This window comes from Bacillus sp. AFS012607, assembly GCF_002558005.1.
GTDB classification, from domain to species: Bacteria; Bacillota; Bacilli; order Bacillales; family Bacillaceae_G; genus Bacillus_A; species Bacillus_A thuringiensis_S.
On record NZ_NTVM01000002.1, the window covers coordinates 113,993 to 129,511 of the forward strand.

Below are 15,519 nucleotides of genomic sequence, written 5' to 3' on the forward strand. Positions count from 1 at the left end.
CCTATTATCTAAATATTCTGTATAATTATGTTATATTCCTTCTTTCCGTTTCTACTATTTAATCATATGAAAAAACCTATTTTGAAATAGGCTTTTCTATTCCCCTTTATAATCATCCACAATCACTTGAATGATACGATAAGATTCTTCTGCCACCCTCTCATTACTATCCTTATTTGCGTCATATGTAATTAACGCCTTCCAAAGTGCCCATCCTCTCGCTCTATTCCATGTTTCTTCGTCCATACGTAACACTTCTTTAAATACGTTTCTACTATTTTCATCAAAAAATGTCCAAGCCATCGCCGCATCACATGCAGGATCTCCTACTCCTAAAATACCAAAATCAATTACAGCACAAAGCTTTCCATCTTTAACGAGTAAATTCCCTGGCGCTACATCTCCATGAACCCAAACTGGCTTACGGTCCCATGTTGAACTAAGTGCTACATTCCAAAGGTGCTTTAATAATGCCTCGTCAAAAACATCCTTATTATTTTCAATAGCAACTCTCGCCTCTTCATCATATACCGATATAAGTCCGCCCCGGTAAAAATTATGTGTTCCAGCTAAAGGTCCGTTACTCGCATCAATAGATTGCAATTCTACTAAAAAAGATCCTAAATCCGCTGCAAATTCATTTAAATCACGAACGTTTTGTTTCGTAACTGTTTCCCCCTCTATCCACTTATTAATAGACCAAGGCAATGGATACGCTTCAGACGGATTTCCTTTCGCAAGTGGGGTAGAAATCGGTAAAGAAAGCCTCTTACTTAATAGTGGTAACCACTTATTTTCTTTCTCTACTTGCGGTGCATATGCCACATCACTTGGCAATCTTACACTCATCTCATCCCCTAAGTGAAACGTCCTATTATCATGCCCACTAAACTTTACAGGTTTCACTTCTAAATGGGCCCATTCGGGAAACTGTTCCTGTATTAACTTTTCAACTAAACTTACATTAATTAGATGCATTCACATTCTCCTTTTCTTTTGAAACTTACTAAGCCCATCCGTACTTCCAACATATTCAAAACCATTTTTCTTATAAAAATCATTCAACGTACGATTATGCCCCACACAATCTAACTTCAAATACTCTTTATCACATTGCACATTCTCTTCTACCCACTGTAAAATCCATTCGCCTATTCCATTTCCCTTATACTTCCGTTTCACCGCAAATCTATGAATATATAATGAATTAGAAACTTCCTCTTTACCAAAAATATGTTCATCCCATTCATTTTGTTTAGGAGAAACTGTAACCGTACCAACTATTTCATCTTCTTTCAGAACAACATATGTATATTTTTCTCTTATACATTCTAGTATTTCAGCCGTAGCTTCCTCTCCTAAAAGATACTGCCACTGATCCACTTCTTTATATTGTAGCCATTGCGCTACTTCTTTTAATAAAAGGAGAATACTATCACTTTCAATTTCAGTAGCAATTCGAATTTCATGTTCTTTACTTATATTTCTCTCCATATTGCCGTTCCCCTTTCAAATTGCTACCATACTGACAAATGCGTCCTTCCATCATTTTCATCTGTAATATATTCTACATAAAATCCTTGATTCACTGCGTTTTCATACATCATTTCAATCTCTTCTTGGTTTTTCGCATAAATTTGTATATACTCACCATCCGCTACTAATACGACTACTTCACACTTACTCTCCTTAAATTCTTCAAATGTTGCAATTTCTCCTAGTACCTCTCCTTTTGGACATGCTTTTAAATCTAAAAATAAAAGATAATATATGTTATCTTTTATTAGCTTTTTTAATTCTGATCCTTCCATGATCTCGTTATCTTCTGAAAATAATTCTGAACCTAATTCATTCCCTATTATTATATAAGCTTCCTCCCTTCCCATGACTTGCCAATCAAATACAGTAATATCAATTGGCTTTAATACTTTCCAAAGTAAATTATCATATCCATCTAGAATATCTACTGTAATCCCTCTTTTCATATACTTGCTCCTAACTTATTCATTTTCATTTCATACATTATATATCAAATGTAATTACTATATTTTGTCGATACATATGTACATCATAAAAAAACCGCTCCACTACTAGCGAAACGGTTTCCTTCTGCTTACATTTAAATATTTCATTCAATTGTTGCACTACGTTTTAAAATATTTTTTAATATATGCACCACATCAGTCGTTCATTCTTAATGCTCACTTCGACTTCACGAAGTAATATAAAAACCATACTGCATGATTTTGTTCATCCGCAGCTATTCTCCGCAACAACTCTTTCAGATGTGCATCCGATGTCTCATCTGAAATTTCCAAATAAAAATCTACTGTTTTTTGTTCATCTTGTATAGCGAACTCTAATCCTTGTAAATACGTATTTGGGCAGTCTTCAGTAATTTGTGGTTTTGGCTGCCTACCAGTTAAACTCGTATAAATTTGTACAAAGTTGTGAAAATGCTTTATTTCATCATTACGAATTTCAAGAATTTGTTTTTGTTCTACTTGATTTGGAGCCATATTCGCTAATTTTGCATAGCAGCTTATAGCGCTATACTCTCCGTTTATAGCTTTTTCAATATCACTAATCAACTTATCATTTTGTCTATACCAATCATAATAATTCGAATTATACATCGTATCCCTCCATACTTTCGCTTAACATTTTATGCATTTAGAAATAGTAGGAGCCTGTGTATATAACGGGACGACTTTAGATTGAAAGTAAAGTTTGAGAAAAGGGTCTATTTTGCAAAGGAATTGCTTATTCATAAAGTGAAACTATAATCAATGGGGATTTTACTACACGGCAAATAGCGGATAAAATATCACTATTTTTTTGTACGCTGTTGCTATAAATTCGCGAATGAATCAGGTTTCCAACCAGATGTGGTGTTGAGATGCGAAGCTATTATGAATCCAGTCATATAACTAGGAGGTACCACTATGCCATCTTTATTTAAACCTATGGCCTTCCAGCTGAAAACCGAAAGACTTGAGCTTAGTATGTGGGAGGAATCCGATTCCGTTTGGCTGAGCAAATTAATTGGCGAACGTGGTGTGGACATTCCAGCCGTTGATTCCGTTCGTAACCGGCTCATTGAGATGCGCAAGAAGGCAGAGGAAAATGGCATTTCCCTTCTCACTATTCGAAGGCGCAATGAAGGCGATTTCATCGGATACTGCGGCTTAATTATCGGTCGTTCCACACTTGAAGAGCCGGAGATTGCATACGAGTTGTTCCGCAGCGCCCATGGTAAAGGTTATGCAACTGAGGCGGCATCCGTTGTACTGGACGCTGCGATTGCTACTGGGCGCCATAGACTTTGGTCGACTGTAGGCGCTTGGAATATCGCTTCACTCCGGGTACTAGAAAAGATAGGATTTAAGCGTCATCACAGTACGTGGGATGATGAACGTGGTGAGATTGTTTGGAACGTACGCGATTTTTAGAGATTCCGACTTAATTCTAAGGCGACAACAGCAGATACTCATTCTTCAGCTTTTAGATTTCATCACAAAAAAGCCGTTTCACTAATTTAGTGAAACGGCTTTTTTTAAGCGTTCAATTCTGTTTTATGCCCTTTTACTACACTACGTTTGAATGTAGTTGCTAATATAGTAACCATACTTACTATACCAATCCAAACGAGTACAGTAACAGGTGTATTCCAGCTTAATCCTTTTCCGAAGAAGAAGATTTCTCTTAGGCCTTCAATCATAAATTTCATTGGTAACCATGAGTAAACCCAGTCTTGATAAAACGGAGACAACATCTCAGGTGCTAACGATAATAACGGCGCTCCGAAGAATAGTAATAAAGCGAATAAACCGATTCCTTTTAGTCCAACTAATGAAAGTACCGCAGATATCATTAAGAAGAAACTAAAAGAAGTAATAGATAAGAATAGAGCTGTATCCGTGAAGTTCGAAATATTTAACCCTACCATCCCATCTGCAATCCATGTAAGACCAAACCCAATTACAAGTGTCGCAATAGCTCCTGTTACGATTTGTTTTACTTTTAACAGAAAGTTTTCTTTTCTTGAGCTTACTGGCATTTTACTAATCGCAATAAAAATAATCGCTGCACTAGCTAAACTTGCAATCCATAACGGTTGGAACAATGATATTGGTGAGTTACCGTTCGCACTATTTTTGCCGACCTCATTCACATTTTTCACGTTCTTTACAATAGGTGTTACTAATTTCTCAGCTTGGTCTGTTGTTACAGTAGCTCCTTTTGTTTTCAACCCTTCTAATATTTGTGTACGGACATTATTGTTCATATTATCAACGATCGCCTGTAATATTTGCCCTACCATAGTTGATGCAGCCGTATTCATTCCTTGATTAATATATATTTCTATCTCAGGTGAAGATGGCTGTGGTGTTCGTAACGATGCTTGTTTTGCACTAAATTCTTTCGGAATGACTAACGCTGCATAATACTCTTTATTATTTAGCCCTTTTTGAACTGCTTCCTTATTCTTCACTTCTACCCACTTTACCGCAGGTTCTTCATCTGATTTCGATGATTTTTTCACCGTATCAACAATTGTTTGCCCCATATTCATTTTCGGTTGATTTGGAATTTCTACACCTTGATCCTCATTTACAATTGCAATTGGCAAGTTTTTCGGCTGCGGTTGAACAGTTGGAAATAACGTTAATGAAAAAATAAAAACAACAAGCAGTGCAATAACTGGTGATAAAAATAAAAGTTTATTTTTAAACATTTTCTTTTTTCCTCCTTTAATTTGATTTATAATAATCAACAACGTGTTGTTTATTTATATTTTGAATTATATGTTCGAGTTGAACCATATACAATAATCAAAAATCGGGAATGTGTCGGTTATAAGACACATTTTCTAAATGTGTTGAGTAAAATTAAGGAGGGACATGCGTTGCGCGATAGCAATTTAGATTTGCGTGTTGTTCGTACGAAAACCGCCATACGAAATGCATTGGTGGAGCTAATTGAAGAAAAAGGTTTTGACGCCATTACAGTGAAAGATATTACAACGAAAGCAAACATTAATCGCGGTACTTTCTATGCGCACTATCAAGATAAATTTGATTTAATGACAAAATGCCAAGAAGACATTATGTACGAGTTTTCTAAAATTGCCAAACAGAAATTCCCGGAAGTTATTGCTGATCTTGGAACAAATCCTTCTCCAACAATGCCATTTATACTTATCACTTCTATTCTTGAATTTCTAAATGAAAATAGTGATTTTATGAGAGCTGTGCTTAGCCCAAATGGAGATTTATCTTTCCAAACAAAACTGAAAGATTTTATGTGGCAAACATTATTTGAAGATACGAATGGTCCTCTCATTAATAAGGAAAATTTACTTGTTCCAAGCGAATACTTAACTTCTTATATGGCATCTGCACATATAGGTGTCATACAGCAATGGTTAAATAATGGACAAAAAGAAACACCTGAGGAGATTGCTCGCTTTTTATCAACTATTGCAGTTCATGGACCTTTTTATGCGGCTGGTTTAAAGAAATAAGTCAGCTATATAATAAAAGAGCATCCACTATAATAGTGGATGCTCTTTTACTTACAACACTTCAATATACCCTTCTGTTCCATGTATCCGAATTCGTTGACCGTCTTTTATTCGTTTCGTAGCATTCTCTACTCCGACGACTGCTGGTAATCCATACTCACGTGCAATTACTGCTCCGTGCGTCATAAGCCCACCGACTTCTGTTACTAACCCTTTTATAGAAACAAACAAAGGTGTCCAGCCAGGATCGGTAAATGCCGTAACTAATATATCTCCCTCTTCCAAATTCGCGTCTTCCATATTTAAAATAACGCGTGCTCTCCCCTCAATCACTCCAGAAGAAACAGGCAAACCTACTATTGCTTCAGCTGGGAGATTTTCTCGTTTATATTTACCTGTAATGATTTCTCCATCAGACGTCATAACTCGCGGCGGCGTTAGTTTTTCATATAATTTGTACTCATTTTTTTGCTTATGAATAAGCTCGTAATCTAGTTTATTTGTGCGGACGACTTCGTGAAGTTCTTCAAAAGTTAAGTAGTATATATCATCGACTTCATGAATGACCCCGCTCTGCACAAGTTGCTTAGCTTCTTTCAATAACGCCTGCTTATATATAAAATAACGATTAATCATGCCGTATTTTGGATATTCACGATAACCGATACAATTACGGATGTTGCGAATCATTCGCTTCGTTTCTTCTACTTTTTGTTTTCCATCCGGCAAGTCTTGTAATCGCTCTACTAACTCTTCTTCTTTTTTCAAAGCTTCCTGTAGTCCTTCTTCAAACTTTCGCTTACTAGCGCCAGCTTCAAAGTCTCTTATATTATTTAAAATCATCGGGATAATGATTGTTGGCTTTTCACTCCAGCGCGTTTTCGTAATGTCGATTTCTCCGCTGCATCTCATTCCATATTTGCTTAGAAACGCCTCGATTGCATCCCGAACTTTTTCCCCGCCTTTAAACTGAACTAATTCATCTAAAAAGCTGTCATCTTCTACATGCTGTAAATACGCAATGACTTCTGGATACGGCCGAATCACATCTGCAACATCTAATAATGCTAAACCCATTTCTGAAGTAATATTATTTTGTACGGATTGAGAAAGTGTATCTGCTGCATTTTTTTCACCTAGCCATTGCTCCATCTTTTCATTCATCCATGTTGAAGCATTCATACCAGCCATAATAACAGCTATACTTTGCGGGTTAAATAATACTTTCTTTAATTGCTGGATGTCTTGCAAAATAAAATCAAATACATCCACACCTGATTTCGTTTGCATGTTTCGTTTTAACTCTTCGATCGATTCTTGACTATTCTGTATTAAATTCGTAACGATTGCCGTATTATTTTCGATTTCTGTTTGCGAACTTGCAGGTTGCTTACTTTTACTAGCACTCTTTCCTTTTTCATCATCCGGTAACAATTGAATAAAATCATCTCGCTCGATTATAGTCGTTAATGCATCTCTTACGAGTGGATCCGATTTTCCTAAAGTGTTTATTAAGTAATCTCTGCTAGCAGGTAAAGCTAATTGTTGCGTAGCATCAACAAATAACCTGCCTCCCGCTTTACGCATAGGAGCACTAGTCGTTAACAAGAAAAAAGATAACCCAAGTGGTTTCATCGCATCGGTCATCATTTGTTGGTGACCAACCGATATATACACATGATTTTCCCCATCATTTACTCCTGGAATTGGATATAAAGTCGTAATCGGCCTGCTTTGGACTATATAAAATGTATCATCAACTAAACACCATTCAATATCTTGCGGACAACCAAAATAAACTTCGATTTGTCTTCCGATGCGTGCTAGTTGTAAAATTTGTTGTTCAGTAAGTGTTTGAACTTTTTGCTGATTAGGAGCAATTTTCTTTGTCTCTGTTCCGCCTTCTTTTCGTCCATAGATGGCTAATTTTTTCGTTGCGATGACCTTTCCGACGATTTCATCTTCTTTTACCTTATAATTATCGGCAGAAACCAATCCAGATACTAGCGCCTCGCCAAGTCCAAAGCTGGCATCGATTGACAACACCTTCCTATTCGAAGTAATCGGATCGGCAGTAAATAAAATCCCTGAAGCCACAGGGAAAACCATTTTTTGAACGACAACACATATAGAAACTTGATTATGATCAAAACCGTTTTGCATTCGGTATATAACCGCTCGATCTGTAAATAAAGAAGCCCAGCATTTTTTAATATGCTGCAAAATACTTTCTTTTCCAATAATATTTAAATACGTATCTTGTTGACCAGCAAACGAGGCATACGGTAAATCTTCAGCAGTAGCACTCGAACGCACTGCATACGCATGTTCATCGCCAAAGCGAGAGAGATGATGAGCTACTGATTCCACTACATCAACTGGAATTTCCACCGCCATAATGACTTCTCTAATCTTCTTACTAATTTCACAAATTTGACCTCGTTCCTCAATTTTTAGCATCGTTAGCTGCTGCAACAAAATTTGAAGCCCTTCATTTTGCTCGATGGCCTTTTCATACCCTATCGTTGTAACACAAAATCCTTCTGGCACTTGTATCCCTTGAATGTTGGATAACTCCCCTAAATTCAAACCTTTTCCACCGACAAGTGAAAGGTACGTGTTTTCTATTTCCTGAAAATCGAGAGCGAAAGAACTCATGTAACATCTCTCCTTACTTTACTTGTGTTCTTGATTGTATCAGTAGTAAATGAGAAGAAACAGTCTATTTCGAACTTGATTTACATGATATAATTAAGTTAGGAAGAGATAATCTTTTTTATTTATCCCCTCGAATTCACTTCAATTATATCTCCAAACTTAAACATTCTTTGATTATGAAAAGCATCGATACAAGTAATCGTCTTATTTAATGGATTTATATCAGCTACTGTTATGTAATTTTTGTATAAACTTACATTATAATATCCAGATGAATCTTTTATTAACTCGTAATCCCTCCTCAAAAAATAGTAGAAACTACAATTGTAAAATTAATATTTCCTGTTTGCACTTTATATAAATTGATATGAATCTCTCTTAATTCTAGGACTAAATTATTGTTTTTTAATCCCACATTAATTCTTTTCTCAAATTCGCCAAAATGAATTTTCAAGATTAGGGAACTATAATGTCGTATTAAAATATATTAAGGGGGAGAAAAATTGGACAATGAAATGAATTATGGAAGTGATTACAAGTTTATTCCAGCAACTTCAATTGAAAGTGGTCATGGCATTGAAGTATTGCCTGATTTATTTTGTTACACGATTCAAATCGTCAATATATGCTTTGCTGGAAATCCTGAGACCAATGATTTTGTTTTAGTTGATGCTGGAATGCCTAAATGTGCAAATAAAATTATCTCTATCGCTGAGGATCGATTTGGTACCAATAGTCGCCCAAAAGCCATTATTTTAACTCACGGCCATTTTGATCATGTTGGGGGAATAATTGAACTCATCAAGTATTGGGATGTTCCCGTCTATGCACATCAGATGGAGATACCGTTCCTGACCGGACAACAAAGCTATCCAGAACCAGACCCTACAGTTGAAGGTGGTATGGTAGCAAAAATGTCTCCTCTGTTCCCAAACGAACCAATTGACTTAGGAAATAACGTAAAAGCGCTACCTACCGATGGAACTGTTCCCCATATGCCAGAGTTTAGATGGATTCATACACCAGGACATACTCCAGGGCATATTTCATTATTCCGAGAAAAAGAACGAACTTTAATTGCTGGGGACGCTTTTGTTACAGTGAAACAGGAGTATCTGTATAAAGTAATAACTCAAGAACAGGAAATAAGCGGTCCGCCTCGTTATTTAACAACAGACTGGAAAGCCGCTAAAGAGTCAGTTATTAAGCTAGAGAAGTTAAAGCCTCTAACCGCTGTTACTGGACATGGGATACCGATGTCGGGTGAATTGCTATCAACAAGCCTCAAAACACTCGTTCAAGAATTTGATAAAATCGCTTTACCCGATTATGGAAAATATGTAGACTAAAAGATACATTAAGCATGAAAATAATTTTTATTCTTATATTTAAGAAACAAAATCAAAACGGAAAAAATTATTAAGTTTAATAAAAAACACTGTACTTAGGCAACATCTCTATTATTAGAATAGAACTACGCCTTGTGAATAAAACTCGATATTCCTCAAATACTATCTGTAGTATAAGCCCGCTTCTTACCCAGGTTGTACTTCTTACCATTAAAGGTTGATTAAAATGGGTTACGCTATATAGCATAACCCGTTTTTAATGAAATCTTTTATTCCATATACGTTTAAATAATGGAGGAAAATGATGAAACATATTGTTGCTTTATTAATTAAATACACAGCGATAACTGCAGTATTACTTATCGTACTCAGTATCTTTCAAGGCATTTCAATTCCTAGAGTATTACTCATTTCTCTTTTCTTAACAGGGGCTGCCTATTTAATCGGCGATCTCTTCATTTTACCTAAATACGGAAATATGATTGCTACAATGGCAGATTTCGGCTTAACTTTTTTCGGAATTTGGTTACTAACATACTTATTCACTAATTTAGACACTACTCGTAATATTGGACTTTCTTCATTTATAGCCGCTTTAATTATTGGTGGAACAGAAATTTTCTTCCACATTTATATGAAGAGACTAGTGCTGCGTAACGACGATGAATTAAGAAATCACAAGCATATTCATCATGATAAATATGCTATGGAAATGTCAGATGAATATATGGATTCTTCTACAATAAATAAATCCAAAATTGGGGATACATCTAAAAAATAAAAAAGTGGCCAATGCCACTTTTTTATTTTTGGTTATTAAGCTTGATCAGAGTTTCTTACATGTAACGGTGGTGGAACTACCCACCCTTTTTTCTTACTTAAACGCAGCAAAGTTACACCTGCTTGCGCTTTTTTCATATGAAATTGTCCGAATAACATCCCTACATCTTCTCGAAGACATTTTCCCATCACTTGACTACATGTCACAAGTCCAGCTGCTAATCCTGTAGAAACAGCTGCTGCTATTTCAGCATCATTAATACGTGCCCCTGGGGGAATGTCTTCGATAGATGCAACTGGTCGTTCTGGAGGAGCAGGCGGTAAAGCTACGCCATTAACCTTTAAAAGAGTTTTTAACTCTTCTATTTCCGAGTTCATATCATTTTCAATTAAGCTTTCTAAAAACTTCTTCAAATCTTCGTCACCTGTGTGATTCATAAACACTTGATGGCTTGCGATTCCACCTTGTGCAGCTAGAAGATAACTCCAAATATCAAATACTTCTCCGTAATGTAACGGTTCATTTTGAGGATTTCCACTTAAAATACCCATTTTTAAATTCCTCCCTTTCGAAAATATCATAATCAATATTGATTTCAATATTGAAATCAAATTTTTAAGTATGCTTTTTCCTGCAAAAGATTTTCTACTATGCATGGAAAACACCTTTCCAACACTGCGTGTTTATTGTTTAGGAAAGTAGTTTACAAATTAAATACTCAAAGATTATGAAAGAAGATTATCAATAATCTTTGAGTGAGAATCCATTTACTATAAGGGTTTTTATTTTTATACATATACAAAAGAAATTGATTTACATATCTGCTATATTGTATGCCAATTTACTTAGCGGTTAGCTCTACCACCAAGTTGTTGTTCAGCCATTGCTACTAAACGTTTTGTAATTTCACCACCAACAGATCCGTTTGAACGAGCTGTTGTATCTGCACCAAGTTGTACACCAAACTCTTGTGCAATTTCATATTTCATTTGATCAAGGGCCTGTTCAGCACCTCCAACTAACAATTCATTACGACTTCCACTATTATTGTTTGCCATATTGTTTCACCTCCGATGTTTTTAATATGCTACAAATTATGAAATAATAATTATCCTTTTTGTGGGAATTAGATTATGAATAAAAATTGATTTTTTTCTTAAAGTAGGGCAAAACATATAAGAAAGAATAACTGATATAACATACTTTCATAACAACACTATGTATACTTCCTAATTCCCTTCAGTATATAAAAGAAAGATTTCTATTTCACCAAGAGATTAAATAAAATTATGTTTTGAGACATAATCCAAAAGGAGATATGAGATGAAAGCTGTAACCTATCAAGGACCAAATCAAGTACAAGTTAAACAAGTTGATGATGCAAAGTTAGAGAAAAAAGATGATATTATTGTAAGAATTACTTCAACCGCTATTTGCGGTTCTGATTTACATTTATATCAAGGTAACATGCCCTTACCTCAAGGATACATTATCGGCCATGAACCAATGGGAATCGTTGAAGAAGTCGGGCCAGATGTCACTAAAGTGAAAAAAGGCGATCGTGTTGTCATCCCCTTCAACGTTTCTTGTGGACATTGTTTCTATTGCCAACATGAAATGGAAAGTCAATGTGATAACTCAAACCCTCATTACGATTCTGGTGGATACTTTGGTTATACGGAGAAATTTGGTAATCATCCAGGCGGACAAGCAGAATATTTAAAAGTTCCTTTTGGAAATTTCACTCCATTTGTTATACCGGAATCATGCGATCTTGAAGATGAATCCCTACTATTTTTATCAGATGTTTTACCAACAGCCTATTGGAGTGTAATAAACGCAGGCGTTAAACCAGGTGATACCGTTATCGTCCTTGGTTGTGGACCTGTTGGATTAATGACACAAAAATTTGCCTGGATGCAAGGTGCTAAGCGCGTAATAGCAGTGGATTACTTAGATTATCGAATGAATTACGCAAAAAAGATTAACAATGTTGAGGTATTTGAGTTTACAAAATTTCCAGATATGGGAGAACATTTAAAGGAAATTACACATGGCGGTGCCGATGTAGTCATTGATTGCGTGGGAATGGATGGAAAAAAATCGCCTCTAGAATTTCTGGAACAAAAATTGAAACTACAAGGCGGAACTCTCGGCCCTATTCAAATCGCTACGAAAGCCGTAAGGAAATATGGAACGGTTCAAATGACTGGCGTTTATGGTGGCAATTATAATGCATTTCCACTCGGGGCATTTTGGGTTAGAAATATTAATCTTAAAATGGGACAAGCACCTGTCATTCATTTTATGCCGGAACTATTTAAAAAAATAACAAATAAAGAATTTGATCCAAAAGAGATTATTACACACAAAATCCCCCTTGAAGAAGCGAGCTACGGTTATCAAATTTTTAATAATCGTGAAGATGATTGTATAAAAGTCATTCTGAAGCCTTGAAGCTACAATTCATTATTCTTAATGAAAAGATAAGTATCTATCCCCTATTTTCATCTCACATCTAAAATAGTTATTTTCAAAAACTTTGCATTTTGAGTTAATAAATAATTGGTAAAAACATGAATTAAAGTATTAAGCAACCAAATAGCGGACACGATAACAATGTTAACTAACTTAAAAGAGGTGTACTTCATGTTTTATTATAAAGAGGAAATAATTAATATGATTAAGCCGGATAAACCAGACCCAGCTGCTGCAAAAGTTTTACAAGAAATATTAGGCGGGCATTATGGGGAAATGCGTACAATGATGCAATATTTCTTCCAAAGCTCAAATTTTAGAGGTAAAGAGAAGCAATATCGCGATTTACTTCGAGGTGTTTTTTTAGAGGAAATAAGCCATGTAGAACTTGTACAACATACAATTAATCAGCTACTAACTGGATCTGGTGAACCTACGCCAGGAAATGCTGGTATTGACAAAGCACCGCTTGATGAAGCGGTTAAACATGCAAACCCTCACCACTTTATTGTAGGTGCTCAAAGTTCATTGCCTGTTGATGCAGCTGGAAATCCGTGGAATGGATCTTGGGTATATAGTCATGGAAACTTAATTAGCGATTTACTAGATAATGTCGTACTTGAATCTACAGGCGTACTTCAAAAGACTAGAATTTATGAAATGAGTTCTAATCAAACATTTAGAGAAACTCTTGCATTTTTAATTGTACGTGATAATGCACATCAAAATGCTTTCGCAAAAGCTTTAGAGACATTGGGTGTTGAATGGGGAAAACTCTTCCCTGTGCCGAACTATGATATTAATAAATACCCAGAGTGCAGAAAGTATGTAGACATGGGATTCCATAACGCACAATTTAATTTTAGCTTAGATCCAACAAGAATGGGAGAAATATTCCAAGGTGAATCACCAAGTAGAAACAAAGGAACATTAGCAGTAACTGACCCGCCAAAAGGTTTTCCTGTACCAGAACTTCCTGAAATGCCAAATGAGCATAGTCCTGGATTAAAAGATATGGGTCTTTAAGATCATTATGGCCAACTATTGATTCATGGTTGGTCATAGTTATTTATAAAGATTCATGTAAACTTGTTGTTAACATGATAGGATGTTTTAATAAATCCTCTTTATTTAAAAGTGATGTTGATTATATTGCTGCTCCTCTTAATTTTGTTTCTATGAACCATTAAACGCCACTGTATACTTACTTATAATCTCTCTACCTCTATTCACGTATAACATCCTTATATTGTAAACAAAGAGGAGGGACTTCTCCCCCCTCTTCTTTTAATTTTTCTTTAAAAGAGTTGCTCCTGCAATCCCTGGGTGTGTCATTTCGAATGGATCTAGAATTAATTCTAAGTCTTCTTGTGACAGTACACCATTTTTCACACAAAGTTCTCGAACGGATTGCCCTGTCGCGATTGCTTCTTTCGCAACGCGAGCTGCTGCTTCATAACCGATATGAGGGTTCACGGCTGTAATAATTCCTACACTTTTCTCAACATACTCTTTTAAGCGATCTTCATTCGCTTCAATTCCTTTTAAGCAATTATCTGTAAAGGCACGGAAACCGTTATTCATAATGCTAATCGATTGCAGTAAGTTGAAAACAAGTACTGGTTCCATAACGTTTAATTCTAATTGTCCTGCTTCTGAAGCAAGGCAAATTGTATGGTCATTACCAATTACTTGGAACGCAATTTGATTAATTACTTCTGGCATAACAGGGTTTACTTTCCCTGGCATAATAGAAGAACCTGGTTGGCGAGCTGGTAACATAATTTCAGCTAAACCAACACGAGGACCTGATGCCATTAAGCGAAGGTCATTCGCAATTTTAGACATATTCATCATACATACTTTCAGTGCTGCAGATACTTCAGTATACGCATCCGTATTTTGCGTCGCATCTACTAAATCTTCTGCACCGACAAGCGGGAGTTCACTAATTGCAGCTAAATGTTTTACAACTGCTTCAATATATTCTGGATCTGCATTTAAGCCTGTACCAACTGCAGTTGCCCCCATATTTACTTCATATAAGTGTTGACGCGATTGTTGAATACGTTTCATATCACGTTCAAGTACGCGAGAATATGCTTTAAATTCTTGTCCAAGACGAATTGGCACAGCGTCTTGTAAATGTGTACGACCCATTTTAATCACATGGTCGAACTGTTCTGCTTTTAATTCAAATATATCGTGCATATAACCCATCGTTTGTAATAAGCCTTCTAATGCGTTTAATGTTGCAATATGAATCGCCGTTGGGAATGCATCATTTGTTGATTGCGCCATGTTTACATGACTATTTGGACTAATATAATGATAGTCTCCCTTTTCCATCCCTAATAATTCAAGAGCACGATTGGCCATGACTTCATTTGCATTCATGTTCATTGAAGTACCCGCTCCGCCTTGGATTGGATCTACGATGAAATGATCATGCCATTTTCCATCAAGAATTTCTTGAGCAGCTTCTGCGATGGCACCGCCCTTGTTTAATTCCAATCTTCCTACATCTGTATTGGCAAGCGCTGCAGCTTTTTTTACAACTGCGAACGCTTTAATTAAACTTTCATGAATTTTATACCCTGTAATCGGGAAATTTTCAACAGCGCGTAAAGTTTGAATTCCGTAATATGCCTCAATAGGTAATTCCTTTCCTCCCAAAAAATCATTCTCCACTCGCACGTTCTTGTTTGTCATTGCCATTTTAATTT

At 35.9% G+C, this 15,519-nt stretch carries 15 protein-coding genes; 6 read left to right on the forward strand and 9 right to left on the reverse strand.

The annotated features are described in order from the left end of the window. Positions 1-96: 96 nt before the first annotated feature. The 4 genes from CN409_RS00920 to CN409_RS00935 all read right to left on the reverse strand — a co-directional run bounded on the left by CN409_RS00920 (position 97) and on the right by CN409_RS00935 (position 2,636). Positions 97-978 (reverse strand): aminoglycoside phosphotransferase family protein, encoded by an 882-nt coding sequence (locus CN409_RS00920; protein ID WP_000550180.1) that lies wholly within the window; start codon positions 976-978, stop codon positions 97-99. Next, the gene (locus CN409_RS00925; RefSeq protein ID WP_000440746.1) at positions 979-1,494 is read right to left on the reverse strand and encodes a GNAT family N-acetyltransferase; all 516 of its coding nucleotides are present in this window, start codon (positions 1,492-1,494) and stop codon (positions 979-981) included. A 23-nt stretch (positions 1,495-1,517) separates the two neighbouring features. Further along, a complete protein-coding gene (locus CN409_RS00930) occupies positions 1,518-1,985 on the reverse strand; it encodes a DUF2691 family protein (protein WP_000820199.1) in 468 nt (155 codons plus the stop codon). Positions 1,986-2,201: 216 nt separating this feature from the next. Then, positions 2,202-2,636, reverse strand: a complete 435-nt coding sequence (locus CN409_RS00935; protein ID WP_000282834.1) for a ferritin-like domain-containing protein — start codon at positions 2,634-2,636, stop codon at positions 2,202-2,204. Between the two features lie 309 nt (positions 2,637-2,945). On the opposite strand from CN409_RS00935, the gene CN409_RS00940 reads away from it, so the two are divergent. Next, positions 2,946-3,452, forward strand: a complete 507-nt coding sequence (locus CN409_RS00940; protein WP_001139518.1) for a GNAT family N-acetyltransferase — start codon at positions 2,946-2,948, stop codon at positions 3,450-3,452. A 104-nt stretch (positions 3,453-3,556) separates the two neighbouring features. Here CN409_RS00940 and CN409_RS00945 read toward each other — a convergent pair whose 3' ends face one another. After that, a complete protein-coding gene (locus CN409_RS00945; RefSeq protein WP_000475847.1) occupies positions 3,557-4,738 on the reverse strand; it encodes a YhgE/Pip domain-containing protein in 1,182 nt (393 codons plus the stop codon). Between the two features lie 171 nt (positions 4,739-4,909). On the opposite strand from CN409_RS00945, the gene CN409_RS00950 reads away from it, so the two are divergent. After that, positions 4,910-5,527 carry a TetR/AcrR family transcriptional regulator gene (locus tag CN409_RS00950; protein ID WP_097981866.1) on the forward strand — a complete coding sequence of 206 codons (618 nt, stop codon included), beginning with the start codon at positions 4,910-4,912 and terminating at the stop codon, positions 5,525-5,527. A 51-nt stretch (positions 5,528-5,578) separates the two neighbouring features. On the opposite strand, the gene ppsA is transcribed toward CN409_RS00950, so the two are convergent. Beyond that, the gene (gene ppsA, locus CN409_RS00955) at positions 5,579-8,185 is read right to left on the reverse strand and encodes a phosphoenolpyruvate synthase (RefSeq protein ID WP_097981864.1); all 2,607 of its coding nucleotides are present in this window, start codon (positions 8,183-8,185) and stop codon (positions 5,579-5,581) included. Between the two features lie 503 nt (positions 8,186-8,688). On the opposite strand from ppsA, the gene CN409_RS00965 reads away from it, so the two are divergent. Both CN409_RS00965 and CN409_RS00970 read left to right on the forward strand, forming a co-directional pair. Continuing rightward, positions 8,689-9,534 (forward strand): MBL fold metallo-hydrolase, encoded by an 846-nt coding sequence (locus tag CN409_RS00965; protein WP_000368266.1) that lies wholly within the window; start codon positions 8,689-8,691, stop codon positions 9,532-9,534. 304 nt (positions 9,535-9,838) lie between these two features. Beyond that, positions 9,839-10,315, forward strand: a complete 477-nt coding sequence (locus CN409_RS00970) for a YndM family protein (RefSeq protein ID WP_000680681.1) — start codon at positions 9,839-9,841, stop codon at positions 10,313-10,315. A gap of 35 nt (positions 10,316-10,350) precedes the next feature. Here the strand turns inward: CN409_RS00970 and CN409_RS00975 are convergent, their stop codons facing one another. Together CN409_RS00975 and sasP are read right to left on the reverse strand one after the other, a co-directional pair. Next, positions 10,351-10,866: a DUF3231 family protein gene (locus CN409_RS00975; protein WP_000512140.1), complete on the reverse strand. Its 516-nt coding sequence runs from the start codon at positions 10,864-10,866 to the stop codon at positions 10,351-10,353. Positions 10,867-11,160: 294 nt separating this feature from the next. Then, positions 11,161-11,373, reverse strand: coding sequence for a small acid-soluble spore protein, SasP family (gene sasP, locus CN409_RS00980; protein ID WP_000002835.1), 213 nt, complete (start codon positions 11,371-11,373; stop codon positions 11,161-11,163). A 265-nt stretch (positions 11,374-11,638) separates the two neighbouring features. Here sasP and CN409_RS00985 point away from each other — a divergent pair, with 265 nt between their 5' ends. Together CN409_RS00985 and CN409_RS00990 are read left to right on the forward strand one after the other, a co-directional pair. Further along, positions 11,639-12,772: a zinc-dependent alcohol dehydrogenase gene (locus CN409_RS00985; protein WP_000649089.1), complete on the forward strand. Its 1,134-nt coding sequence runs from the start codon at positions 11,639-11,641 to the stop codon at positions 12,770-12,772. A gap of 192 nt (positions 12,773-12,964) precedes the next feature. Further along, positions 12,965-13,819, forward strand: coding sequence for a manganese catalase family protein (locus tag CN409_RS00990; protein WP_000500336.1), 855 nt, complete (start codon positions 12,965-12,967; stop codon positions 13,817-13,819). A gap of 261 nt (positions 13,820-14,080) precedes the next feature. Here CN409_RS00990 and aspA read toward each other — a convergent pair whose 3' ends face one another. Further along, positions 14,081-15,511, reverse strand: coding sequence for an aspartate ammonia-lyase (gene aspA / locus CN409_RS00995; RefSeq protein WP_001251916.1), 1,431 nt, complete (start codon positions 15,509-15,511; stop codon positions 14,081-14,083). Between the last annotated feature and the right edge of the window lie 8 nt (positions 15,512-15,519).

Bases quoted from the DNA above. Each gene is read 5' to 3' on its own strand.
- CN409_RS00985 (WP_000649089.1), top strand. From the start codon at position 11,639: ATGAAAGCTGTAACCTATCAAGGACCAAATCAAGTACAAGTTAAACAA.
- CN409_RS00970 (WP_000680681.1), top strand. From the start codon at position 9,839: ATGAAACATATTGTTGCTTTATTAATTAAATACACAGCGATAACTGCA.
- CN409_RS00945 (WP_000475847.1), bottom strand. From the start codon at position 4,738: ATGTTTAAAAATAAACTTTTATTTTTATCACCAGTTATTGCACTGCTT.
- CN409_RS00990 (WP_000500336.1), top strand. From the start codon at position 12,965: ATGTTTTATTATAAAGAGGAAATAATTAATATGATTAAGCCGGATAAA.
- ppsA (WP_097981864.1), bottom strand. From the start codon at position 8,185: ATGAGTTCTTTCGCTCTCGATTTTCAGGAAATAGAAAACACGTACCTT.
- CN409_RS00925 (WP_000440746.1), bottom strand. From the start codon at position 1,494: ATGGAGAGAAATATAAGTAAAGAACATGAAATTCGAATTGCTACTGAA.
- CN409_RS00930 (WP_000820199.1), bottom strand. From the start codon at position 1,985: ATGAAAAGAGGGATTACAGTAGATATTCTAGATGGATATGATAATTTA.
- CN409_RS00975 (WP_000512140.1), bottom strand. From the start codon at position 10,866: ATGGGTATTTTAAGTGGAAATCCTCAAAATGAACCGTTACATTACGGA.
- aspA (WP_001251916.1), bottom strand. From the start codon at position 15,511: ATGGCAATGACAAACAAGAACGTGCGAGTGGAGAATGATTTTTTGGGA.
- sasP (WP_000002835.1), bottom strand. From the start codon at position 11,373: ATGGCAAACAATAATAGTGGAAGTCGTAATGAATTGTTAGTTGGAGGT.
- CN409_RS00935 (WP_000282834.1), bottom strand. From the start codon at position 2,636: ATGTATAATTCGAATTATTATGATTGGTATAGACAAAATGATAAGTTG.
- CN409_RS00940 (WP_001139518.1), top strand. From the start codon at position 2,946: ATGCCATCTTTATTTAAACCTATGGCCTTCCAGCTGAAAACCGAAAGA.
- CN409_RS00920 (WP_000550180.1), bottom strand. From the start codon at position 978: ATGCATCTAATTAATGTAAGTTTAGTTGAAAAGTTAATACAGGAACAG.